A 20,056-nucleotide genomic window follows, 5' to 3' on the forward strand; every position below is an offset into this window, starting at 1 on the left:
AGATAGCAGTTTTGGAGGCTATCTATAAAATGTGTTATCCAGTACATAATTTTTATGGATAGACTCCAACAGGTGAGTTATATCTTGGCGATCGCTTCTAAAATATAATCATGGTCTCAACTCCTACTCAACTCTTACGACTGTCTCAAGGACATCTCAATTTACTAGCAACTTGTCCGCGTAAATTCCAACACACTTATCTAGAAAAGCTGCATTCCCCCTCAGACCCCGAACATGAACAAAAGCAGACTTTAGGTAGTCGCTTTCACTTGCTAATGCAGCAACAAGAAATGGGTTTGCCAATTGATAGTTTTTTAGCCACGGATACTCAACTACAAACCTGGATGACGGCCTTTGCTAATGCTGCACCAGAAATTTTAACGCCTGTAACTAATAACCAAACTTTCCGCGAAAGCGAACACTACCGTACTCTACAAGTTCAAGATTATTTACTAATTGTTGTCTACGATTTATTAATTGCCACTCACCAACAGGCACAGATTCTCGACTGGAAAACTTATCCTCAACCACCAAATAAACGCAAGTTAGAGCAGAACTGGCAAACGCGACTTTATTTGTATGTGTTGGCTGAAACGAGTCAATACTTGCCAGAAAATATTTCTATGACTTATTGGTTTGTGCAATCGCAAGGCAAACCAAAAAATACTAAATTCAATTACAATACTCGCCAGCACGAAGAAACGGCAAAAGAACTTAATCAACTGTTGAGTCAGTTAACTAATTGGCTAGAAGCTTATCAACATAACAAGCAATTTCCGCAAGTACGAATAGGTAGTAAAGCTTGTAATTATTGTCAATTTGCCACACGATGCGATCGCACACAAGTCACCGAAGAAATAGTAAAAGATTTGTTGCCTAGTCTTGACAACATCCAAGAAGTATCAATATAAAAAATCCTATCCCCTGGGATAGGATTTTGGGCATAGGGCATAGAGAACTTGTACTGAGTTTAGCCTGAGCGCAGCCGAAGGGCGTAGCCGAAGTATGGGGCATAAGGAAGAATCATCAATGTTTAATGCCCCGTAATATTTTTAGATAAAATTATGCGATCGCGTAGTTGTTAACTACATAATAGTTCTACGCACTTTTAGCATTTTCTTCTGCAACCGCTTTCAAACGGCTAAGGGTGCTTCTACGGATGCGATCGCTTTTACGAACACCACCAGCCATTTCATACTCACGGCTGTCTTTGCCGTATTTTACCGCAACTGCCAGCAGCATTTTTTCAGACAAGGTACTCAAGTTTTTTTCTAGCAGTTCAATATCAGTTCTAGAAGCATCAATCACAGCTAGGGCGGTATTATGAGTATCGAGTTTAGCAGTTAACTGTTCAATTTGTTGTATCATATTTTGCAAGCTATTAGCATCACCAAAATCTATATTTGGATCAATAGCTTTAAGTCCAGAAGCTCTGAGTTGAGCTTTTGCCAGAACGCGAGATGTGCGCTTTGCGCGAGGCATAGATTTACTCCTAATAAAGGTTCTAGTGTTAGCTTGTCTTAAACAAGCTGTAATCTGGCTCAGGGTAAATCACAAAAATTAGTGTTTTAATTAACAAAGCATTTTTTGAAAAATATGTAATTATGCTTAAGCTGCTAGTAGTTGCAACTCACCAAAGAAAACGCAACTATTAACCGCCTATGACAACATCTCAGCACATAAAATCAACACATTGATCACCAATGGGTTGAGGTTTTCTATGTATGAGGTAGCGTTAATAAGAAACTCTGCGTTGTTCGTCACAAATTAGTTAAGGTTTTCTATGTATAAGGTGGCATTAATAAGAAACCTTACGTCGTTCGTCACAAATCAGTTAAAGTTCTCTATGTATGAGGTACTGTTGCTAATGAAAGGTAAAGTTAGCAGTTGCTTCAGCAACGTTGACAGCGATAGTCGTAGGCGTAGGTTGGGTAGAACGTAGACACCCGAAAGGTGGCTTCCCGAAGGGTAGTGAAACCCAACATCTACAGGGTTTTAATGATCTATTTCCAATATGTTTGACAATAACATTGGCTGCGTAGGCGATCGCCTAATATTCTCTAGAAAAATCAAAACCTAAAAACTTTCGGCTTGACAAAAATATAACTGTTAAAATCAGCATAATGGTGTTAAAACGTGAGAAAAAAACACCCAGTAGGAGAAAAATGCCAGCCATTGTTAAACTACAACTCTCCTTAGAAGCATTAGCAGAAGCAATATCTTCTCTTGATTTACAAGAAAAACGTCAACTTCAAGAACTAATTGAGCAACAAATTTTTGAAGCCGAAGAAGCGTTGTACGAAGACGATGCAGAAACACTCGCAGAAATTGAAGGTGTTCGCGCTGAGTATAAAGATGGTGAGTCCGTGACTATAGATGAATATCTTGCTAACCGCTCAGAGCAGAGATAATGAGTTATACAGTCGTTATTTCAAGATCGGTACAAAAGCAGATTGATAATTTAACTGAAGATATTACCCTGCGTGTGATTGAGAAAATTCAAAATCTAGCTGCAAAACCGCGTCCCGATGGAGTTGTCAAGTTAAAAGGTGCTGATAACGAGTATCGTATCCGTATAGGTAATTACAGAGTCCGTTATGAGGTTGACGATGAAAGTCAGCTAGTACAGATTTTGCAGTGTAAGCATCGGAAAGATGTTTATAGAAAAAGTTAACGTTAAATTTAGTAGGAGACACTTAGGAGTATCAGCCTTGGCAACCATTACCGATATTGGCACACTAATTAACCATAACCCAGGTGGTATTTTTGGCGTTGCTGATTAATGGGATGAATTTTGTTTCGCGCAAAGGTGCAAGAAATTTAGGTTTACTATTGGTGAACAAGCTCAATTCATACCGCATTTATGCAATGCGGTATTTTTAAGTACTTAGATTGAGGAATAAGTTGAGCGATCGCATTTTGCCGAGAAGCGATCGCACTCAATACTTTTGAGAATGGAGAAGGCGATCGCATTCCCCAAATCCCAATGCTGTAAGTCCACAAATCCCGCCTGCATCACAAAAGCGTCAAACAGCAAGTGGATTGTTATGTCCCTAACTAACTTTTTTTTTGAGGAATTAGATGAATGAGTGTACGTAGTGCGTGATTTACTGCTTCTGCATTCGGAAAAAATTCTCGAACATCTGGATCGAGCATGATTGCACCTTCTGGCATTGTCAAGTACTGTACTACGGTTGTGCCATCTGCTTGATGAATTGTTACCGTATGTCCTTGTCGATAATCTTGATGATGTTTTCCCCGCACACCACCTGTAAAATCGTATTCAGGTAGCATATCGTTATCTGGGGTTTCAACATGAGAATTATTGTTGTTCATAGGTGCTTCGTTCTCTAGCTGTAGCTTTGTTTTCATCCCATTCAAACTCTAGTGCCACATTACTCCCTACAAGATTTTTATCCTAACTGGAAAATTCCAGATAGTTCTAATGAATTGCGATCGCCCAAACTCTATAATTTCCTAAATCGCCCAAAAATTCCGCCTGCATCACAAATACCGTCGGAATGCGATCGCTCGTCAGTAAATAAACTACTCACCAACAAGTTTCAGTGCTGACTCTACAACTTGTGTACTGACTCTAAAACCAACCTTAACCAGTTGTGTGAAAATCGGTCTAGCTGCTGGTACCTTTCCTTCCCGTTTAGCAAGTAGAATCACACCCAGAGTTCCCCGCACAGGAATCTCTAAAGCAAGTGCCGCAGTTTTTGCAACGCGGTCATCTAAAATTGCTTCAGAACCAGGATGGTGATAAATCCACGAGAGAACGTGACTTTCTCCCAAACCAAGACCCCATGCAGCAATCACCGGATCGACTTGTTCCACATCTTGAATATAGCTAGTTCCTGCATTCAAAATCCAGAGTTTTGCAGGATCATTATCCGGTGCAATACAGATTTCTTGAACAACGCCACTAGGAATAATAACTTGATCGCAAAGTTCAAACAGCAAATTAACTTGATTAATCTTAGTCAGTACAATCAATGGAGAAGTATTCACAACCCATCGTCTAGTCACGCGCTAACTCCTGAGCTAATTCTTCGGGAGTTACTTGAAAAGGTGAAACATTATAGCGATGGAGTGCTTCTAGGAATTGGTGACGGCTAACTCCAGCAATTTCAGCAGCCTTAGATTGAGAAACTGTACCAACTTCATACCACTTGACAGCCGCCGCTAAACGCATTTCTTGAACAAACGTTTCTGGATTACTGCGGAGTGCTGAAAATACATCATTGGGAAGGTCGATGCTAACTTGTATGGTCATAAATTCAGTGGAATTGGCAGTTTGTTTTTAGGCTAAGGCTAACATTACTTTTATTCAATACACAATGTTTAATGGTGATGTTGGTAAAGAAGGCTGATGAATGCGATCGCAGTTTGCAAGAGAAAACGCGTAGACGCAACGCGGCTTGTCGTAGACATCGCCTATTTTGGAATGTGGAGGTATGAAAGCATAGTAGGGTGAGCATTGCTCACCAGAACCCTAAACCAAACTACTATATAAATTCTTATGAACACTGCCAAACTTAGCACTGATGGCACACACCAAATTGTGATTTTGCCCGAAGATTTTCAACTCACTGGCACAGAAGTTTATATTAAAAAAATTGGTAATGCAATTATTCTTATTGCCAAAGATAACCCCTGGCGATCGCTTATTGACAGTCTAGACAATTTCTCTGATGATTTCATGACTAATAGCGATCGGCTACTCATCGACACCAGAGAGAGTTTATAAATGCGATACCTCGCATTCTTGGGCTGTAGTTATTAAAGAACTGGGTTGAGTATCTGTAAACAGGCACTGCACTTTGCCTTAAAACTATAAATACTGTTCTTTAAAATTACGAATTACGAATTACGAATTACTTCCACCATCGCCCTACATCTATAATTGCATGGGCAACTTCTGCCGTTGCAACTTCACCACCTAATGCAAAGATAACTGGAAACAATGCTTTGATATCTGCCAGCAAATTAGGACGAGTGCGAAGAGACAACTCATCAAGTGTATCTTGCCACACAGGGAAAAGTTTAGTATTCGGCATTTTTGACAGACCTGAAGCTAAGGCACCGAGGGCATCGGCACGATGTGACTCATCCTGAATCGCCCTAGCGGCGGTGAGTGCTTCTGGCAAAACCTCTGGCAGTTTGTCGGCTAAGGCACTGAGGGCAGAGGCGCGATATTTTTCATCCTGAATCGCCCTGGCGGCGGTGAGTGCTTCTGGCAAAACCTCTGGCAGTATGTCGGTGGCTAAGGCATTGAGGGCATAAACGCGATGTAACTCATACTGAATCGTCCTGGCGGCAGCGAGTGCTTCTGGCAAAACCTCTGGCAGTTTGTCGGCTAAGGCATTGAGGGCATAAACGCGATGTAACTCATCCTGAATCGCCCTGGCGGCAGCGAGTGCTTCTGGCAAAACCTCTGGCAGTTTGTCGGCTAAGGCATTGAGGGCATAAACGCGATGTGACTCATACTGAATCGTCCTGGCGGCAGCGAGTGCTTTTGGCAACAACTCTGGTGGCAGTTTGTCAGCTAAGGCACTGAGGGCATCGGCGCGATGTGACTCATACTGAATCGCCCTGGCGGCACTGAGTGCTTCTGGCAAAACCTCTGGCAGTTTGTCGGCTAAGGCACTGAGGGCATTGGCACGATATTTTTCATCCTGAATCGCCCTGGCGGCAGCGAGTGCTTCTGGCAAAACCTCTGGCAGTTTGTCGGCTAAGGCACTGAGGGCATTGGCACGATATTTTTCATCCTGAATCGCCCTGGCGGCAGCGAGTGCTTCTGGCAAAACCTCTGGCAGTTTGTCGGCTAAGGCACTGAGGGCATCGGCGCGATGTGACTCATACTGAATCGTCCTGGCGGCAGCGAGTGCTTCTGGCAAAACCTCTGGCAGTTTGTCGGCTAAGGCATTGAGGGCATCGGCGCGATGTGACTCATACTGAATCGTCCTGGCGGCAGCGAGTGCTTCTGGCAAAACCTCTGGCAGTTTGTCGGCTAAGGCATTGAGGGCATAAAGGCGATGTGACTCATCCTCAATCGCCCTGGCGGCAGCGAGTGCTTCTGGCAACAACTCTGGTGGCAGTTTGTCAGCTAAGGCACTGAGAGCATCGGCGCGATGTGACTCATCCTCAATCGCCCTGGCGGCAGCGAGTGCTTCTGGCAAAACCTCTGGCAGTTTGTCGGCTAAGGCACTGAGGGCATCGGCGCGATGTGACTCATCCTGAATCGCCCTGGCGGCAGCGAGTGCTTCTGGCAAAACCTCTGGCAGTTTGTCGGCTAAGGCACTGAGGGCATAAACGCGATGTGACTCATACTGAATCGTCCTGGCGGCAGCGAGTGCTTCTGGCAACAACTCTGGTGGCAGTTTGTCAGCTAAGGCACTGAGGGCATCGGCGCGATGTGACTCATCCTGAATCGTCCTGGCGGCAGCGAGTGCTTCTGGCAAAACCTCTGGCAGTTTGTCAGCTAAGGCACTGAGGGCATCGGCGCGGTCTAACTCATACTGAATCGCCCTGGCGGCACTGAGTGCTTCTGAAAATGCTAGTTTTTCTAAATTTGGTGGCAAATATTTGATTAGCTTTGCTAAGGCTTTGACTTTCCTTTCTAGTTCTGGATTTTGCAAAGCGTAAGCCAGACCTTGTTCAGCAGTCCACAGATTATTTTTGACTAATGCAATCAGCAATTCAACTGGTAAATTAGCTGCCAAACTATTCAGGGATGCAATCATCAAAGCATAGCGACACTGCAAACCCATCACTTGGGGCAATGTTGACTCATTCCAATTCGCTTGGGCTAATTCCCAAGCACGAGAAATATCCGTGATGTAACCTCCTGCTTGCCCCAATTTCTCCCGCATTTCATACCAGCCATTATTCCCACTCGCTGACTCTTCCCGCAATAACGAGTGAATCTCTTCAAAGAGTCCCGCCTTTTCCAAATGCCATACTAAATGCTGATGAATGTAACCATCATCAGCCAAGGTATGCCATAAATTATTGTGGGTTTTCTGGCGATATTTCTCCAAAAAAGCAGCGTGAGCAGCAATCAGATTTAAACCTAACCCTGGCAAATCTCCTGTCTGCCTTGGCTGTGGCGCAGCAGTTAACAAATTACAGGCTAAATCATGGAACAAGTCATGTAACCGATAGGTAGGCGTACCATCAGCAAGGGGTACTCCTGTTAATAACAATGCCTTATTCCGTAAATATTGCAACATCTTGGCAGCATCACGCTCATCCATCTGCCACAGCGTCGCCGCCATCATCCTATTAATGTTGACATCCTCCGGCAACACCCCCAACCAAGCAAAATGCTGTTGCTTTTCTAATGGCATTCGCTTGATACTCAAGTTTAATGATGCCGTTAAACTCAAGCGTTTTAAACTCGCCTCATCGGTAATTTCTTCAGCTTCCGGGCGGTCAAAACTGGTTAATCTCGCTACCTCCTGCCGAATATCCGCCAATAGTTCATCCCAAGTTGTACCACAAGCAACTTCGGCGGCTGCAAGTTCTAATGCCAAGGGGAGATAACCTACACCTTGAGCTAAATTTTGGGCTGACTGACGTTCTACACCTGTAATCTCCCGTCCTAATTTTTTTGTCAGCAATTCCATTGCCTGAGTATCTGTCATGATATCCAGGTTGTAGATGCTAGCTGCTAAGGCATCAGCAATTACCCTTTCACGGGTGGTTACTAAAACTTGACAACGCGACCCACCAACATTAAATGCTTGAGCATCTTGCGTATTCCAAGCATCGTCAACTACCAGTAATACAGCCTTGTCATAAAGCAGTGTCCGCAGATGGGTGGAAGTTGCTTCTACACTGGTAGGTTTAAAGCTATGGTCTCCTAGTTCCTGCACCCAACCACTCAATAAAGAAAGCACATTGGGTTCCTGTCCTAAAATTGCCCACAAGATACCGTCACAAAAGCAAGTTTGGATTGCTTCATCATGGGCTAAAGCCATTGCTAATGTAGATTTACCCACAGAACCCAAGCCGTGAATTGCAGTAATTACTAAAGCACGACTATCTAATGACTCTGTGAGGAGGCGAGTTTTTAAATCATCACTATATTCTGGGCGTTCTACAAAGTGTGTCGGTAAAGGTGGCGCTTGAAAGATACGGTAAGCAGAATGAGCAATATTAGTATTAAGAGGATAGTGCTTTTTAAGCGCAGCAATCAAATCCTCAATTGCTTTTGTAGGGTTTTGCCAGTAGAGAGCAATACATTCATCAAAACTAAATTTCCCGACATCAGCATCCTCTTCCATCTGAAGACAAAAAACCCGCGTTTGTCCACCATAAGTCTGCTGTCTGGCTGCGTTCACAATCTGAGATGCCCAAGTGGTTCCCAAGGCTCTACTCGTCCCACACAATATTACTGCCCCGCCAGCACTCAGAACTTTTGAGACTTCCTCGGTGAATGACTCCCCCACCATTACAGTTCCGCGATGCACTACTTCATAGCCAGCCTCACGGATGGGTGTTGCCAATTCTTCCGCTAAATCTTCTTCCTTTGGGTGATGGGCAATATAAACTTGCCAGTTGCTCTGACTCATTTGATTGCCCGCAGCAGTTCAGATATGCCTTGTGACCAGTCTTTAACTAAATCTGCATACTTAATATCGGCTAGAATAGCTGGTGGTTTTCCTCCTGTGAGCAAAATCGGCAATACTTTTACTTGGTGTCCTGACAACTGTCGGGCTAACACAGACATCCACTCACGGTTTACCCAAGGCGACATCTCAGACGAGGAATAACACAACACTAAATACTTAGACCCTTCTAGCCCTTGGTCAACACGCTCAACAATCGAATCGCCTATGTCTATCTTCCATTCATCAAACCATACTTCATGCCCAGCATCTTTTAATTCATTCGCCAGTCGTTCAGCTTGTTGAGCATCACTTTTACGATGACTGATAAAGACATTAGGCATAAGTAAATTCTTGACTTGAATGATATTAATTTAACAAATATATAGCAGCCCTAAATTATTCGTGAACAACAAACTAGATCCCCGACTTCTTTGAGAAGTCGGGGATCTAGAGTGAAAAACCAAACTCTGATTTAACATTCCAGCGCTTACCGTCGTGTAATAGCAGTGTTAAATTTTCAGCAATAAACTCAAAATGTAACTGACGTTGGGCAAACTCTGGCCAAGCAGCTTTAAAGTTTTGCCGAGTTAAATCTCGAAACGCAATCGTCATGTGAGGAGCAAAAGGGCGCGTTTGAGAAACTTGATCAACAATACTCAACTTACTTTCTGTATACGCCACCAAATCAGCTTGTAAATTCAAAAGCTCTTGACTTCTAATAACATTAATATAGATAACGCGGGGTGCAAAGGCTGCATAACCGCTGAGGGTTATAGGTATTGACTGCTGTTTTGTGGCAAACTCGCTTAAAGATGCTTCTAGTAGTGGCACATCTGCATCTGGCCATTCAAAGGGCGGTTGCAAGGTAATGTGAGGCGGAGATTTTTGGGCAGCGCGACTGCCATAGTTATCAGCAAAGTACTGTTTAACTTGTTTGGCATACTCTTGAATATGCCGAGGCGGTAGAAGGGCAATGAAAAAACGGCTCATCGCATTTCAGTGAACAGTCAAAAGAGGCAGGGGAGCAGGGGGCAGGGAGCAAGGGAGAAAGCAACAGACAAAGCTTGTTACTTTGCCCCAGCAAGAGCGCCCTTTTAGGGCGGGGCTTTATACCCATGTTCTGCTCTGCTCCACGGCTTCGGGCAGGGCTTGCTCCCCTTGTTCCCTGCCTCGACGAATAAATTTAATTTTGTCCAACTACTTATTAGTTTATTTTGAGCAGCGATCGCCTCAAAAATATACAACTATATTTACAATACAAAATTCTCAGAGGTTGCCAGCAGATGCCTTGGTTTGTCAAAATTGAAGCCGGTACAGTCGATAAACCCCTCTTTGACCAATACGTACCCGCCCATAAAGCCTACGTTAAAGAGTTAATTGCCAAAGGACACAAAGCCCGGACAGGTTATTGGGCGCAGTTGGGAGGAGGCATGTTGCTGTTTGAGGCGAACTCAATGGATGAAGCTCAAACGATTGTCGCTGCTGACCCATTGGTAAAAAACGGCTGCGTTGACTATCAACTTTACGAATGGAAAATTGTAGTCGAATAACACACACTTACTGAACTTTTGGTGTTATGCTTTTAGTAGACCTGGATCTATGCGACTGCAACGCCTAAACTTTGTCAGAACCGGAAGGTAGCAGCAATACGGGATGCTTGGGGTAGGCGTAGCCTCCGGGTCGCCCTATTTGTTAGGAGCGTTCAGCAGCAATGGCTGGTTTTGGTGATATTGTTCAAAAAGCTTTTTACCTCGGTGTCGGCTTAGCTTCTTACGCAGGTGAGAAAGCTGGGGGAAAATTAGCAGAACTGCGATCACAAGTCCAAAAACTGGCAGATGAAATGGTGGCAAAGGGCGAAATGAACACCGAAGAAGCCCGCCGCTTCGTCGAAGAAATGATGAAGCAAGCTCAACAGCCCCAACCACCCAGTGAAACCTCAGACAAAACACATCCTTCTGAACCTCGCCGCATCGAAATCTTAGAGGAAGACGAAGAACCAACTGTTAAACAACCCTCAACCGAGAATGTAGATCATTTGCGTCAGCAAGTGTTAGAACTGCAAGAAGAGTTAAAAAAACTGCAAAACGATTAAATCTAAAAGCGACTTTTTAGCTTGAGTGATCGTAGTCAGCAGGGCTTTGGCATGACGCTATGACCAAAGGCTTTATAATATACATTGCCTAGGGTGTACTTACAGTGCTTCACGCCGGGCAGCATTAAAGGCGTAAAGTTTATGGAACAATTGCAGAAAGATTTAACAGAAATTGTAGAAACAGTAGCTGGTGAAGTAGAGCTATTCTTCCTAGGAATGAGTGAAATGGTAGATGCCTTTTTTGATCTGACGGAAGAAATTACTGAACAAGTACAAAGTACTTTTGTCACTGAAGTTGATCAGTATTTACAGGAATTAGCTGAACCGTTTTTTTCGGAAACTTACTGGGAACTAGAAGACATCATGGCAGACTTAGATCCCGGTTTTCCTTACGAAGTTGAACCCACACCCGAAAAAAATGCAGCCTGTATAGGTTGTAATAACTACCACGGTCAAGTGTATGGCGGTAACTTGTTAGTTTGTGCCATGCATCCCCACGGATGGGACGATGAAAGTTGTCCAGACTGGGAACGGGAGTAAGAGGCAGGGGGGCAGGGAGCAGGGAGCAGCACTTCGACTACGCTCAGTGACCGGGGCAGGGGAGATAAATAACTACTGACAACTGACTATTGACAACTAACAAATGACTATTGACAAATCATCCGAAACTGTGTATCAGCCAAATTCAGAAATGAAGTATGGCGAACGGGAAATTGCCGAAGGGCAATTAATTACATTTCCTAATCCCCGTGTGGGCAGACGATACGATATTAGTATTAGTTTGCCGGAATTTACATGCAAATGTCCGTTTTCTGGCTATCCTGACTTTGCCACAATTTATATTACCTACATCCCTGACGAACGGGTAGTAGAGTTAAAGGCGCTTAAACTTTACATTAACAGTTACCGCGATCGTTATATTTCTCACGAAGAATCAGCTAATCAAATTTTGGATGATTTTGTTGCAGCTTGTGACCCTTTAGATGTGACAGTAAAAGCAGATTTTACCCCCCGTGGAAATGTGCATACTGTTGTAGAAGTACGGCATCAAAAGCAATAATTTCATTAACGTTTGTGTGAGGAAACGTTTAATGAATAGGGTCGCTGTATTTGGTAATGCTGGAGGCGGTAAATCTACTCTTAGCAAACGTTTGGCAGAAATGACTGGTTTGCCCTTGGTTGCTATAGACCTTCTAAAATATAAACCAAGCGGTGGAGAAGTCCCATACGAGGAGTATAAAGCTGTTCATGATCAACTCCTTCAGCAAAACCAGTGGATCATTGATGGATACGGTTCATTAGATACAGTGTGGGAACGCCTAGAAATTGCAGATACCTTAGTGTACTTGGATATGCCAGTTCTCCAACATTATTGGTGGGTAACTAAGCGATTCTTGAAAGGATTTCTAGTACCACCAGAAGGTTGGCCTAAGAATAGCCCGCTTTTGCAGGGTACACTGAACAGTTACTATACTGTTTGGCTGTGCAACAAAAAGCTAACTCCTAAGTACCGAGAGTATGTAAATCAAGCAAAAGAAACTAAGAGAGTTTACCATCTTCAGTCTCCTAATGATGTGGAAGAGTTCTACCGGACTATTAAAATAGTGAACAGTGAACAGTGAACAGTTATCAAGTAGCTTTTGACTGAAAACTGATAATTGTTAAAGGAGAACTAGCGAAATCAAGTTGTCGTCTCTTAGCTGCTATTCGGCAATCTTTTTGGTGGCAGACTGTATCTTAACTACAACTTTTTTAGATAGAGGAATATATCCCAGTTCCAGACTAGATTTTTGCCCCTCAGTTACAGCCCAGTTCACAAAGTTTTTTAATGCTTGAGCTTTAACTGGATCTTGATATTGTTTATAAGTTAACAGCCAAGTGTAAGTGACGATGGGATAAGATTGGGCATCTGTAGGATCGGTAATAAAAGCAATTAATTTATCGGCAGGTAATGTCACTGCTTCTAAAGTTTTAGCCGCCGATTCTGGTGTGGGTATGATGTAATTGCCAGATTTATTTTCTAAAGCAGCAATAGGGATTTTATTTTGTGTCGCGTAAGCGTACTCCACATAGCCAATAGCGCCTGAGATTTGCTGAACCTGGGCGGTAACACCTTCATTACCCTTAGCACCAATTCCTACTAACCATGCTATGGATTTACCAGCCCCGACTTTGCGTTTCCATTCTGGGTTGATAGCGCTAAGGTGTTGCGTCAATACGCTTGTAGTACCACTACCATCAGCTCGGTGTACAACTTGAATCGGGAGATTGGGCAAATTTATCCCTGGATTAGCTAAAGCTATTTGAGGATCATGCCAATTTTTAATTTTGCCTAAGAAGATATTTATGTAAACTTGGCGTGATAGCTTTAGGCCAGTTGGTATCTTAGGAAGATTGTAAGCTAAGACGATCGCCCCAGCAGTTACGGGTAAAGCAATTACTCCCTGTTTAATTTTAGCTGCTTGTTCATCGGTAATTGCTACATCACTAGCTGCAAAGTCTACAGTCCCATTGCTGAGTTGCTGCACACCAACGCTGCTCCCTACCGATTGATAGTTAATTTCTACGTTGGGGTTTTGCTGGTTGTAATCTGCAAACCAGCGTTGATATAAAGGTGCAGGAAAACTCGCTCCAGCACCAATCAAGGAAACATTCTTCGTCCTTCTATTTTCAGCCGTGCAGGATGTGATACTCAACAAGATAGCGATTATGCTCAGAAGGCAAGCTCGTCGCTGAAATAAAAGTTGAGCAGACATATAAATCTTTGGTTTCAATGTTTAATAAACAGCCTTTTTAATTCGTAATTCGTACCTCGACTTACTTCGACTACGCTCAGTACAAGTCGCTCGGCAACCTAATTCGTAATTTTTGCCTTTGCTAAAGTGGTGGATTAGATGCTAGAGATTCTGTTGTGTTGGTTTGATCGTCATTTTTTGATGGTGAACTTAGCTGATCTAAAATATCTAAAACTTCCTGTTCAAAAGCCACCTGAGCGCGATTTGTTTTACCGCCGACATACAAGCGATCGCCTTTTTGTAATGCCCAAATTTGTGAATGCGAAAAGTAGCTCATCACTGTACCTAACATCAGCACAGCAAACCCTGAGTAAACCATCGGTATACCTGGGTCGGATTTTATTTGCAAGCCTGTACTACCAATTACATCCACGATTTTGAGATTCACACCATTCACTTTGGCAGCCATGCCAGTACGCACAGTATCAACTAATTTCCCAGTGGCATCATAAATTAACACCATGCCTTGCAAGTCTTTGGCAATTAAAGACACACCCTCACTTAAATCTGGCTTTGTCGGAATCCAACTTCCCCAAATCCGTCCTTGACCGTTAGTGTTTAATAATGCCATTGGTAACTGAAAAATGGGGCTTTTATTAAATTGAATCCTAACTGCTGAAATTCCCCAATCAGTTTGATAGAAAGTTACGCCATGATAACGTAATGGCTGATTCACAAAAATCTTTTTGTGGTCAACTTCTTGTCCTTGATTATTCAAGACAGACATATCTGAATAAAACTGATCAATTCCGCCAGTGGGAGTGTAATCAATCCAAAAACGATTGACGCGCACAGACCAATCTTTCAGCATTTTAGTTGATGCCCAAGGCCCCGCATCGACGATATTTTGTACCTGAAATGTATTGCCACTAGCAACCATTTCCTGAGCCATAAATCCAGTCATTGCGCCCAAAATTCCCCCCAGCAAAATAGTCACAATGCCCACATGGACAATGATGGGGCCGATGCGTCCGACTATTCCTTTGCGGGCATAGAGAATATTACTGTTTTCTTGAAAAATTTTATAGCGGCGCTTTTGTAAGATTTCATTTAGAGAATTGAGAGAACCAGTATCTAATTCTGCGCTCAAAGCTAATTTTTGAAATTGTCGTGGTTCTTCATAATATTTCCAGCGACGGGCAGCTTTTAAGGCTGGTAACTGACGAGTGAAAGTACAAGCAGTTAAGCTAGTGCCGAACAAAATCAGTAATGACAGGAACCACCAAGTACGATACACATGGTCTAACCCGACTACTTGGATGACCTTCCAAGTCAAAAAACCAAATAAGGCAGGATGTTCAGGGTAGTTAGCTTGATAGAATGCGGGTGAGCGACCTTGCTCAATCACAGTACCGCTGATGCTGAACAAAGCGATTAATAACAAAAGGGCGATCGCTAGTCGTAAATTTGTCAGTACAGGCAAAAGCTCTTGCCGTAAAAATCGCCCAGGTATTGACCACCAACGTAACTCTGTGGACGGGGAATCATCTAAAGTCATTGCTTAAAAACTGCCAAAGGGAATGCGAGAAATTAAGGAAAACACGCCAAATCCTACCAACAGCACACCACTAACCGGGTTAATCCATCCAGACCAGCGCCGTAACTCCAGTAACTTTTTGATAGAAGCCGTAAAAGTGCCTGCCAAAATCAAAGGTGCAACATACCCGGCTGTATAAGTCAGCAGCAAAACAGCGCCTAAAATTAAATCTTGGGTGCTAGCAACCCAACCCAACAAACTAGCTAAAACCGGAGTGCTACAAGGAGATGCCACTAAACCAAAAGTCAACCCGATTGAGTAAGAACGCACTCCTGGCGGTAAATCCGGCGAAATCCAATTGGTTTCGCCTAAGGAAGGAAATTGTAGAGGCAATGCTTCTAATAAATTTAGCCCCATCAAAATAGCAATAATGCTGACAATAATTGGTAAACCAATTCCCACTTGACCATAGACTTTACCAACCACAGCCGCCGTAATACCCAATCCTGCTAATGTAGTAGCCAATCCCAAAGCAAACCATGTTGATTGAATCGCAGCTTGCAAGCGGTTTTTTGCTTCGTAACCGCCGATGTAGCCAATAGTAATAGGCAACATGGAAAGCATACAGGGCGTGAGACTAGTGAGTAAGCCAGCTACGAAAATAATACCAATACTCAGTAAACTCAGATGCGTTAATTGGTTCGCAACAAGAGAGTTGGCAAATTGTTCTAATTCGTAAAGTCGAGTTTGCAGATTTTCAAACATGGATATTCTTAAGCAGGAAATGCTTACTCTGCTTGAATTTTAACGTATTTTGTTTAGTTATGGGCATGGGGAAGAAAAGGCAAGGGGGCAGGGTGCGGGGTGCAAGGGGGATAAAGAGGAATTACCTATTTCTCCCTGCTCCCTGCCCCCTGCTCCCCTACCTCCCCTGCCTATTTACCTCGCCCCTAGCTCCTAGCCCCTAGTCCCTTCTAAAATTAGTACAATGTAATTGGTATAAAAGTACTGTTTTGGGCTGGTTTTGTTCACCATTAATATTAATAGCAGCAAAACTTAACACAGGTGTTACTACATAGTATTTCCCACAGGTATCCGCCCTTTGGTAGACTTGAAGACTGAAACGGCCAGATAAAACGACGCAAAAGCAAGCAGTTGAGAGGGCGAGTTTGTGGAAAATACACTTGGGTTAGAGATTATTGAAGTAGTAGAGCAAGCGGCGATCGCTTCCTCGAAGTGGATGGGCAAAGGCGAAAAGAACATTGCTGACCAAGTAGCAGTGGAAGCCATGCGGGAGCGAATGAATAAAATCTATATGCGTGGTCGCATCGTTATTGGCGAAGGCGAACGCGATGAAGCTCCGATGCTCTACATTGGGGAAGAAGTCGGTATTTGTACCCAACCAGATGCTAAAAACTTCTGTAACCCTGATGAACTAATTGAAATTGATATCGCTGTTGACCCTTGTGAAGGAACCAACTTAGTTGCTTACGGTCAAAATGGCTCGATGGCAGTTTTGGCAATTTCCGAAAAAGGCGGTTTGTTTGCTGCGCCTGACTTCTACATGAAGAAACTTGCAGCCCCAGCACCCGCGAAAGGTTTAGTTGACATTAATAAGTCTGCTACTGAAAACCTTAAAATTCTATCTGAGTGCTTAAACCGTTCCATTGAGGAATTGGTAGTTGTGGTAATGGATCGTCCGCGCCACAAAGAACTCATTAAAGAAATCCGTGACGCAGGTGCAAGAGTTAGACTGATCAGTGATGGTGACGTTTCGGCTGCTATCTCTTGTGCTTTTGGTGGCACTAACATCCATGCTTTGATGGGTATCGGTGCAGCGCCTGAAGGAGTGATTTCTGCTGCGGCTATGCGGTGCTTGGGAGGACACTTCCAAGGGCAATTGATCTATGATCCAAGCGTAGTGCAAACAGGTTTGATAGGTGAAAGCAGAGAAGGTAATCTTGCCCGGCTGAAAGAAATGGGTATCAATGACCCCGATAAAGTTTACGATGCCAACGAATTAGCCTCTGGCGAAACTGTTCTATTTGCTGCTTGTGGTATTACCCCCGGCACTCTCATGGAAGGTGTCCGCTTCTTCAACGGTGGTGCAAGGACTCAAAGCTTGGTTATTTCCAACCAGTCCAATACAGCCCGTTTTGTTGATACTATCCATTTGTTTGACGAACCTAAGAATCTGCAATTGCATTAGTACTTAGAGAATAGGAGCTAGGGACTAGGGGCTAGGGGCGAGGGAAATAGGCAGGGGAGGCAGGGGAGGCAGAGGAAGCAAGGGAAGACAAGAGGAAAGGGAGAAAGATTATGAACAAATTCAAGACATTCTTCATTCCCCGATTGCTGAGCGTAGCCGAATGCACCCTGCACCCCGCGCCTCTGCTTTCTTCCCCATGCCCCATGACGGCAGTTGTTACAAGTCGGCAGAGCCGCCCAACGCACTGCCTCCCCAATGCCCCATGCCCCATGCCCAATGCTCAATTTAATTACCCATTACCAATTACCGATAAGAAATGAATATTGCAGTGGTGGGGTTAAGCCATAAAACAGCCCCAGTTGAAATTCGGGAAAAGCTGAGTATTCCAGAAATACAAACTGAAAGCGCGATCGCTCACCTTAGCAGTTATCCCCATATTGATGAAGTCGCAATAGTTAGCACTTGTAACCGCATGGAAATCTACATTGTTACCAGTGAAACCGAGCATGGTATCCGTGAAGTTACCCAGTTTCTTTCGGAATATAGTAAATTACCAATGCTGTCTTTGAGACAACATCTGTTTATGTTGCTACATGATGATGCTGTCATGCATGTGATGCGGGTAGCTGCTGGCTTAGATAGTCTGGTACTTGGAGAAGGTCAAATTCTCGCTCAGATCAAGACAACTCATAAACATGGGCAGCAATACAACGGTATAAAAACAATTTTGAATCGATTATTTAAACAAGCAATTACGGCAGGTAAACGGGTTCGCACTGAAACTAGTATAGGTACTGGTGCTGTTTCTATCAGTTCAGCAGCTGTGGAGTTAGCACAGATGAAAATGGCAAATTTAGCCGCTTGTCGAGCCACAATTTTAGGTGCTGGCAAGATGTCACGGCTGTTAGTACAACACTTGGTTTCTAAAGGTGCTGCACAAATTAATATTGTCAATCGTTCCCGCGATCGCGCCCACGAATTGGCACAACAGTTTCCTGAGCAGCCTATACGTATTCACTTACTATCGGAAATGATGACCGTAATTGCCGATAGCGACTTAGTATTTACTAGTACTTCAGCAACTGAGCCAATACTTGACCGTGCCAAGCTAGAAATAATATTAGAGCCTAACCGTCCTTTAATGTTATTTGATATTTCTGTACCGCGTAATATTCATGGGGATGTGAATGAACTGGCAAATGTACAAGCTTTCAATGTCGATGATTTGAAGGCGGTAGTAGCGCAAAACTACGAAAGCCGTCGGAAAATGGCACAAGAGGCCGAAAGACTTCTAGAGCAAGAAGTAGAAACTTTTGATATCTGGTGGCGTAGTCTAGAAACTGTCTCCACGATTAGCTGTCTGCGGCATAAAATTGAAACCATCCGTGAACAAGAATTAGAAAAGGCTTTATCACGATTGGGGTCAGAGTTTGGTGACAAGCATCAAGAAGTCATCGAAGCCTTAACAAGGGGGATTGTTAACAAAATTTTACATGATCCGATGGTGCAACTGCGAGCGCAGCAGGATGTAGAAGCTAGACAACGTTGTATGCAAACATTGCAAATGTTGTTTAACCTAGATGCAGGCGAGCAATTTAGCTAAACAATCTTAAAAATCTATTAGCCAGAGTCTCAGGTGCGTTAGCTTGCTTTTTAACGCACCTACAATTTTTATTTTGAATTTTTCAAGTTCATACCTCGATTCAGCAACGCCCTATTTTTGAATTATCCCCACAATCTCCTACCTGCTTTGCCATTTAATCTTTCGTGGGTATCTTCTAATAAAGCTGGAATATCTAAATTTTCTGGACATCTAGGCAAGCAATCACCGCATTCTGTACAGCGGTTAGCTTTCATTCCCCCAAACCAGTGTCCGGCATTTTCAAACATTCCATAACGGTATTTTCCGTAGTTAGTCATATCATAAGCTACGGCCAGATTTCGTAATCGCAATACCTCTGGAATATTAATATTTTCTGGGCAGGGTAAACAAGCATAACACTGGCTACACTTATCAGTTCCTAATATAGTTTTTTGGTGATTTTCTAACCGTTCAAATACAGAAATTTCTGTTGGTGTTAACTCAATATCACTATTAGCAACCTGTAAAGGTTCAATTAATTCATTCGGGTTTGCTGGCCCGACACTGAGGGTAGTAATGCGGCTATCATTCAGCAAAAACCGATAATTTAACTCTAAAGGTGAAAACGGCTGACACAGATCTTTTAAAGATTGAGGCGGTGTATAAAGTCTTCCTCCCTTATCAGCAGGGGAAATTATAAAAATGCCCATGTCTTTCTCAGTTGCTAACTGAATCGCTGGTGCATTCCGTTGAAAGAAGTAGTAATAATGTAGATTGACAAATTCAAAAAAATCTGTATTTATTGCTGCTTGAATAACTTCTAATGATCCGTGGGTGGAAAAACCAACGTGTCGCACTCGACCATCAGCAACAGCTTCTTGCACTGCCGCCATGCAGCCATTTTTGGCTTGCACCCACTCTAGATGCTCCCAAGTATTTAAGCCATGAATCCCCAGACAATCTAGATAATCGAGGTTTAATCTTTCTAAAGATTCCCAGATGCACCGACGCATACTATCAGCGTTAGCTGTGGGCGGAATTTTAGTGGTGATGTAAAATTGAGAACGAGATTTTAACAACCCACTTTTAATTGCCTGGCCCAGATACTCCTCACTTTTGCCGTAACCTCTGGCTGTTTCTAGATGATTAATTCCTAGCGCCAAGGCTTGAGCGATTGTCTGCTGAGCATTTTCGACATCAGCCAGATAGCGCATGGTTCCCAAAGAAAAAACCGAGAGGCGTAGATTTGTTTTGCCAAAGCGTCGGTATTGCATCTTAAA

Annotated in this window: 23 protein-coding genes and 1 other RNA gene; 12 read left to right on the forward strand and 12 right to left on the reverse strand. The window is 43.3% G+C overall.

Features of this window, described 5'->3' with window-relative positions; all coding sequences use genetic code 11:
* The first annotated feature begins 110 nt into the window (after positions 1–110).
* A complete protein-coding gene (locus QI031_RS07190) occupies positions 111–911 on the forward strand; it encodes a PD-(D/E)XK nuclease family protein (protein WP_281484504.1) in 801 nt (266 codons plus the stop codon).
* Between the two features lie 187 nt (positions 912–1,098).
* On the opposite strand, the gene QI031_RS07195 is transcribed toward QI031_RS07190, so the two are convergent.
* On the reverse strand, positions 1,099–1,482 hold the full coding sequence (locus QI031_RS07195; protein ID WP_281484505.1) for a hypothetical protein: 384 nt from the start codon (positions 1,480–1,482) through the stop codon (positions 1,099–1,101).
* Positions 1,483–2,165: 683 nt separating this feature from the next.
* Here QI031_RS07195 and QI031_RS07200 point away from each other — a divergent pair.
* Positions 2,166–2,411: a hypothetical protein gene (locus tag QI031_RS07200; RefSeq protein WP_281484506.1), complete on the forward strand. Its 246-nt coding sequence runs from the start codon at positions 2,166–2,168 to the stop codon at positions 2,409–2,411.
* Positions 2,411–2,674 (forward strand): type II toxin-antitoxin system RelE family toxin, encoded by a 264-nt coding sequence (locus QI031_RS07205; RefSeq protein ID WP_281484507.1) that lies wholly within the window; start codon positions 2,411–2,413, stop codon positions 2,672–2,674. Before QI031_RS07200 ends, QI031_RS07205 begins: the two co-directional genes overlap by 1 nt.
* 213 nt (positions 2,675–2,887) lie before the next feature.
* On the opposite strand, the gene QI031_RS07210 is transcribed toward QI031_RS07205, so the two are convergent.
* The 4 genes from QI031_RS07210 to QI031_RS07225 all read right to left on the reverse strand — a co-directional run bounded on the left by QI031_RS07210 (position 2,888) and on the right by QI031_RS07225 (position 4,279).
* Positions 2,888–3,037 (reverse strand): hypothetical protein, encoded by a 150-nt coding sequence (locus QI031_RS07210; RefSeq protein WP_281484508.1) that lies wholly within the window; start codon positions 3,035–3,037, stop codon positions 2,888–2,890.
* A gap of 20 nt (positions 3,038–3,057) precedes the next feature.
* Positions 3,058–3,372: a hypothetical protein gene (locus QI031_RS07215; RefSeq protein ID WP_281484509.1), complete on the reverse strand. Its 315-nt coding sequence runs from the start codon at positions 3,370–3,372 to the stop codon at positions 3,058–3,060.
* Between the two features lie 174 nt (positions 3,373–3,546).
* Positions 3,547–4,014 carry a PIN domain-containing protein gene (locus QI031_RS07220; protein ID WP_281484510.1) on the reverse strand — a complete coding sequence of 156 codons (468 nt, stop codon included), beginning with the start codon at positions 4,012–4,014 and terminating at the stop codon, positions 3,547–3,549.
* Between the two features lie 10 nt (positions 4,015–4,024).
* Entirely contained in the window at positions 4,025–4,279 is a 255-nt protein-coding gene (locus tag QI031_RS07225) for a UPF0175 family protein (protein ID WP_281484511.1), read from the reverse strand.
* Between the two features lie 246 nt (positions 4,280–4,525).
* Here QI031_RS07225 and QI031_RS07230 point away from each other — a divergent pair, with 246 nt between their 5' ends.
* Positions 4,526–4,753: an antitoxin gene (locus QI031_RS07230; RefSeq protein ID WP_281484512.1), complete on the forward strand. Its 228-nt coding sequence runs from the start codon at positions 4,526–4,528 to the stop codon at positions 4,751–4,753.
* A gap of 127 nt (positions 4,754–4,880) precedes the next feature.
* Here the strand turns inward: QI031_RS07230 and QI031_RS07235 are convergent, their stop codons facing one another.
* From QI031_RS07235 to QI031_RS07245, 3 genes are all read right to left on the reverse strand, one after another.
* The gene (locus tag QI031_RS07235; RefSeq protein WP_281484513.1) at positions 4,881–8,582 is read right to left on the reverse strand and encodes an NB-ARC domain-containing protein; all 3,702 of its coding nucleotides are present in this window, start codon (positions 8,580–8,582) and stop codon (positions 4,881–4,883) included.
* Complete coding sequence (locus QI031_RS07240; RefSeq protein WP_281484514.1) at positions 8,579–8,962, reverse strand: toll/interleukin-1 receptor domain-containing protein; 384 nt, start codon at positions 8,960–8,962, stop codon at positions 8,579–8,581. The genes QI031_RS07235 and QI031_RS07240 overlap by 4 nt, the downstream gene beginning before the upstream one ends.
* A 106-nt stretch (positions 8,963–9,068) precedes the next feature.
* Positions 9,069–9,611: a 2'-5' RNA ligase family protein gene (locus QI031_RS07245; RefSeq protein ID WP_281484515.1), complete on the reverse strand. Its 543-nt coding sequence runs from the start codon at positions 9,609–9,611 to the stop codon at positions 9,069–9,071.
* A gap of 293 nt (positions 9,612–9,904) precedes the next feature.
* Between QI031_RS07245 and QI031_RS07250 the strand changes: the two genes are divergently transcribed.
* The 6 genes from QI031_RS07250 (at position 9,905) to QI031_RS07275 (ending at position 12,335) form a co-directional block, all read left to right on the forward strand.
* Positions 9,905–10,171, forward strand: coding sequence for a YciI family protein (locus QI031_RS07250; protein WP_281484516.1), 267 nt, complete (start codon positions 9,905–9,907; stop codon positions 10,169–10,171).
* A gap of 38 nt (positions 10,172–10,209) precedes the next feature.
* An RNA gene (gene ffs, locus QI031_RS07255) (signal recognition particle sRNA small type) lies at positions 10,210–10,306 on the forward strand.
* A 26-nt stretch (positions 10,307–10,332) separates the two neighbouring features.
* Positions 10,333–10,713 carry a phasin family protein gene (locus QI031_RS07260; RefSeq protein ID WP_281484517.1) on the forward strand — a complete coding sequence of 127 codons (381 nt, stop codon included), beginning with the start codon at positions 10,333–10,335 and terminating at the stop codon, positions 10,711–10,713.
* Positions 10,714–10,854: 141 nt separating this feature from the next.
* Positions 10,855–11,253: a hypothetical protein gene (locus tag QI031_RS07265; RefSeq protein ID WP_281484518.1), complete on the forward strand. Its 399-nt coding sequence runs from the start codon at positions 10,855–10,857 to the stop codon at positions 11,251–11,253.
* A gap of 103 nt (positions 11,254–11,356) precedes the next feature.
* Entirely contained in the window at positions 11,357–11,773 is a 417-nt protein-coding gene (gene queF / locus QI031_RS07270) for a preQ(1) synthase (RefSeq protein ID WP_281484519.1), read from the forward strand.
* Between the two features lie 31 nt (positions 11,774–11,804).
* Positions 11,805–12,335 (forward strand): P-loop NTPase family protein, encoded by a 531-nt coding sequence (locus QI031_RS07275; RefSeq protein WP_281484520.1) that lies wholly within the window; start codon positions 11,805–11,807, stop codon positions 12,333–12,335.
* Between the two features lie 81 nt (positions 12,336–12,416).
* Here QI031_RS07275 and pstS read toward each other — a convergent pair whose 3' ends face one another.
* From pstS to QI031_RS07290, 3 genes are all read right to left on the reverse strand, one after another.
* Complete coding sequence (gene pstS / locus QI031_RS07280) at positions 12,417–13,469, reverse strand: phosphate ABC transporter substrate-binding protein PstS (RefSeq protein WP_281484521.1); 1,053 nt, start codon at positions 13,467–13,469, stop codon at positions 12,417–12,419.
* A gap of 121 nt (positions 13,470–13,590) precedes the next feature.
* Positions 13,591–15,006, reverse strand: coding sequence for a cytochrome c biogenesis protein (locus QI031_RS07285; protein ID WP_281484522.1), 1,416 nt, complete (start codon positions 15,004–15,006; stop codon positions 13,591–13,593).
* Positions 15,007–15,009: 3 nt separating this feature from the next.
* Positions 15,010–15,750, reverse strand: coding sequence for a cytochrome c biogenesis protein CcdA (locus QI031_RS07290; RefSeq protein WP_281484523.1), 741 nt, complete (start codon positions 15,748–15,750; stop codon positions 15,010–15,012).
* A gap of 406 nt (positions 15,751–16,156) precedes the next feature.
* Here QI031_RS07290 and glpX point away from each other — a divergent pair, with 406 nt between their 5' ends.
* Together glpX and QI031_RS07300 are read left to right on the forward strand one after the other, a co-directional pair.
* Positions 16,157–17,194 carry a class II fructose-bisphosphatase gene (gene glpX / locus QI031_RS07295; protein WP_281484524.1) on the forward strand — a complete coding sequence of 346 codons (1,038 nt, stop codon included), beginning with the start codon at positions 16,157–16,159 and terminating at the stop codon, positions 17,192–17,194.
* A 316-nt stretch (positions 17,195–17,510) separates the two neighbouring features.
* A complete protein-coding gene (locus QI031_RS07300; protein WP_281484525.1) occupies positions 17,511–18,797 on the forward strand; it encodes a glutamyl-tRNA reductase in 1,287 nt (428 codons plus the stop codon).
* 122 nt (positions 18,798–18,919) lie between these two features.
* Here QI031_RS07300 and QI031_RS07305 read toward each other — a convergent pair whose 3' ends face one another.
* On the reverse strand, positions 18,920–20,050 hold the full coding sequence (locus QI031_RS07305) for an aldo/keto reductase (RefSeq protein WP_281484526.1): 1,131 nt from the start codon (positions 20,048–20,050) through the stop codon (positions 18,920–18,922).
* Positions 20,051–20,056: the final 6 nt, after the last annotated feature.

Source organism: Halotia branconii CENA392 (assembly GCF_029953635.1).
Lineage (GTDB): Bacteria > Cyanobacteriota > Cyanobacteriia > Cyanobacteriales > Nostocaceae > Halotia > Halotia branconii.

What these genes read in the sequence shown, in the direction of transcription:
- QI031_RS07240 (WP_281484514.1), bottom strand. Translation starts at nt 8,962, where the DNA reads ATGCCTAATGTCTTTATCAGTCATCGTAAAAGTGATGCTCAACAAGCT.
- QI031_RS07275 (WP_281484520.1), top strand. Translation starts at nt 11,805, where the DNA reads ATGAATAGGGTCGCTGTATTTGGTAATGCTGGAGGCGGTAAATCTACT.
- QI031_RS07285 (WP_281484522.1), bottom strand. Translation starts at nt 15,006, where the DNA reads ATGACTTTAGATGATTCCCCGTCCACAGAGTTACGTTGGTGGTCAATA.
- QI031_RS07290 (WP_281484523.1), bottom strand. Translation starts at nt 15,750, where the DNA reads ATGTTTGAAAATCTGCAAACTCGACTTTACGAATTAGAACAATTTGCC.
- QI031_RS07230 (WP_281484512.1), top strand. Translation starts at nt 4,526, where the DNA reads ATGAACACTGCCAAACTTAGCACTGATGGCACACACCAAATTGTGATT.
- QI031_RS07265 (WP_281484518.1), top strand. Translation starts at nt 10,855, where the DNA reads ATGGAACAATTGCAGAAAGATTTAACAGAAATTGTAGAAACAGTAGCT.
- QI031_RS07190 (WP_281484504.1), top strand. Translation starts at nt 111, where the DNA reads ATGGTCTCAACTCCTACTCAACTCTTACGACTGTCTCAAGGACATCTC.
- QI031_RS07215 (WP_281484509.1), bottom strand. Translation starts at nt 3,372, where the DNA reads ATGAAAACAAAGCTACAGCTAGAGAACGAAGCACCTATGAACAACAAT.
- QI031_RS07300 (WP_281484525.1), top strand. Translation starts at nt 17,511, where the DNA reads ATGAATATTGCAGTGGTGGGGTTAAGCCATAAAACAGCCCCAGTTGAA.
- QI031_RS07235 (WP_281484513.1), bottom strand. Translation starts at nt 8,582, where the DNA reads ATGAGTCAGAGCAACTGGCAAGTTTATATTGCCCATCACCCAAAGGAA.
- QI031_RS07260 (WP_281484517.1), top strand. Translation starts at nt 10,333, where the DNA reads ATGGCTGGTTTTGGTGATATTGTTCAAAAAGCTTTTTACCTCGGTGTC.
- QI031_RS07250 (WP_281484516.1), top strand. Translation starts at nt 9,905, where the DNA reads ATGCCTTGGTTTGTCAAAATTGAAGCCGGTACAGTCGATAAACCCCTC.
- QI031_RS07225 (WP_281484511.1), bottom strand. Translation starts at nt 4,279, where the DNA reads ATGACCATACAAGTTAGCATCGACCTTCCCAATGATGTATTTTCAGCA.
- QI031_RS07245 (WP_281484515.1), bottom strand. Translation starts at nt 9,611, where the DNA reads ATGAGCCGTTTTTTCATTGCCCTTCTACCGCCTCGGCATATTCAAGAG.
- QI031_RS07305 (WP_281484526.1), bottom strand. Translation starts at nt 20,050, where the DNA reads ATGCAATACCGACGCTTTGGCAAAACAAATCTACGCCTCTCGGTTTTT.
- QI031_RS07195 (WP_281484505.1), bottom strand. Translation starts at nt 1,482, where the DNA reads ATGCCTCGCGCAAAGCGCACATCTCGCGTTCTGGCAAAAGCTCAACTC.
- queF (WP_281484519.1), top strand. Translation starts at nt 11,357, where the DNA reads ATGACTATTGACAAATCATCCGAAACTGTGTATCAGCCAAATTCAGAA.
- QI031_RS07205 (WP_281484507.1), top strand. Translation starts at nt 2,411, where the DNA reads ATGAGTTATACAGTCGTTATTTCAAGATCGGTACAAAAGCAGATTGAT.
- QI031_RS07200 (WP_281484506.1), top strand. Translation starts at nt 2,166, where the DNA reads ATGCCAGCCATTGTTAAACTACAACTCTCCTTAGAAGCATTAGCAGAA.
- pstS (WP_281484521.1), bottom strand. Translation starts at nt 13,469, where the DNA reads ATGTCTGCTCAACTTTTATTTCAGCGACGAGCTTGCCTTCTGAGCATA.